Source organism: Oleiphilus sp. HI0117, from assembly GCF_001635235.1.
Genome location: NZ_LWGA01001266.1, coordinates 1 through 1,757, shown reverse-complemented (window position 1 = coordinate 1,757; position 1,757 = coordinate 1). Strand labels below are relative to the sequence as shown.

Annotated in this window: 1 protein-coding gene; it reads left to right on the top strand. The window is 42.3% G+C overall.

Translation table 11 applies throughout. The features are described 5' to 3' along the window. The coding region (locus A3757_RS22060; RefSeq protein ID WP_068740303.1) for a type IV pilus secretin PilQ at positions 1-1,615 on the top strand (1,615 nt) is incomplete at its 5' end. Between the last annotated feature and the right edge of the window lie 142 nt (positions 1,616-1,757).

The following is a 1,757-nucleotide window of genomic DNA, read 5'->3' as shown; positions in this document are numbered from 1 at the left end:
CAATATTGACTTTCAGCGTGGTGAAAAGGGCGATGGCCAGATAGTCGTTAGCTTTGCTTCGCCTGACGTAGATATTGATATGTCAGAAGTGGGTGGCCATATTCAGTTGCGCATGCCAAAGGTTGACTTACCTATGGGGCTTCGACAGCGTCTAGATGTTGTCGACTTTGCAACACCTGTTCGTCGTATTGATTCAGATATCGTTGATGGTGATGCCTTAATTAGAATTAAAGCTTCTGGTCATTATGATTACCTGGCTTACCAGGCTGATAATAAATTTACCGTGAGTGTTGAAGCGCTAACAGAAGAAGAAGTCGATCAGCGTAAACAGGATAAGTTCCCGTTTACAGGTGAAAAGCTATCTTTGAACTTCCAGAATATTGAAGTGCGAGCTGTTCTTCAGTTAATTGCTGACTTTACCAGCCTTAACTTGGTCGCAAGTGATACCGTGGGTGGAAGTATTACCCTTCGTTTACAGAATGTACCTTGGGATCAGGCTCTAGAGCTGATTCTAAAAACAAAAGGATTAGATAAGCGAACGGTGGGTAATGTACTGCTTGTCGCTCCAGCCGAAGAAATAGCGGCGCGTGAAAAGCTTGAATTGGAAGCTAACCGACAGGTTGCAGCATTAGCGCCGGTACGTTTGGAGATCGTTCAGATTAACTATGCAAAAGCGGCAGATATTGTAGAGCTGTTGCGTCAGGATAGTGAGTTGATTTCTGAACGAGGTTTTATTTCATCTGATGAACGAACAAATACAATTAGTGTCAGAGAAACGTCGGAGAAGCAGGAGCAGATTCGTAAATTGATTTCTACTTGGGATATTCCGGTTCGTCAGGTATTGATTGAGGCTAGAATTGTAAGAGCTCGTTCGAATATAGCTGAAGAAATGGGTATTCAGTGGGGCGGTGGCGCTCTTGACCAAAGTGGAGATAATTTGTTCACTATTGGTGGTTCGACAGCGACGCTTTCTGAATTGACTGATATTGCTGGCCAGAATGGTACAGGAATTTCTTTTCCAGGAGCTTTAGCTGTTGATTTAGGTGTGACCAGGTCAAACAGTTCTTCATTGGCGGTTGGCTTCGGCGGAGACAATTTCTTGATAGATATGGAATTGTCTGCTTTCGAGTCCGACGGTAAAGGTGAGATCGTTGCTCAGCCGAAAATTGTAACGGCTGATCGTCAAACTGCGACAATTAAATCGGGTGAGGAAATTCCTTATCAGGAAGCTTCGTCTTCTGGTGCAACCTCAGTTTCCTTTAAAGAGGCCGTGCTATCTTTAGAAGTGACGCCTCAAATTACGCCAGACGATCAGGTAATTATGGATCTTAAGATCAATCAGGATAACCGTGGCGAAGTGACAGCAGGTATTCCAAGTATTGAAACAAATGAGGTACTAACTCAAGTACTTGTTGGTAATGGTGAAACGGTTGTCTTGGGTGGTATTTTCCAGTCTGAACGATCTACAACTGTTACTAAAACGCCTTTCTTAGGTGATATCCCATACTTAGGTGCTTTATTTACCAAGACTGAAGAGATAGATGAGCGTGCTGAATTACTTATCTTTATCACGCCTAAGCTATTAAAAAATGGTGTGATTGACCAGCAAATATAGGACAATATGTCTTATTGAGCTTAGGTAAAAGGCTGCAGATTGCGGCCTTTTTTCTTTTTAAAATAAACAGGTTAATCTTTACTGACATATTGATTGGCCGGCATAAGATCGAAATATGAGTATAGCTAAACCGTTGATTGTT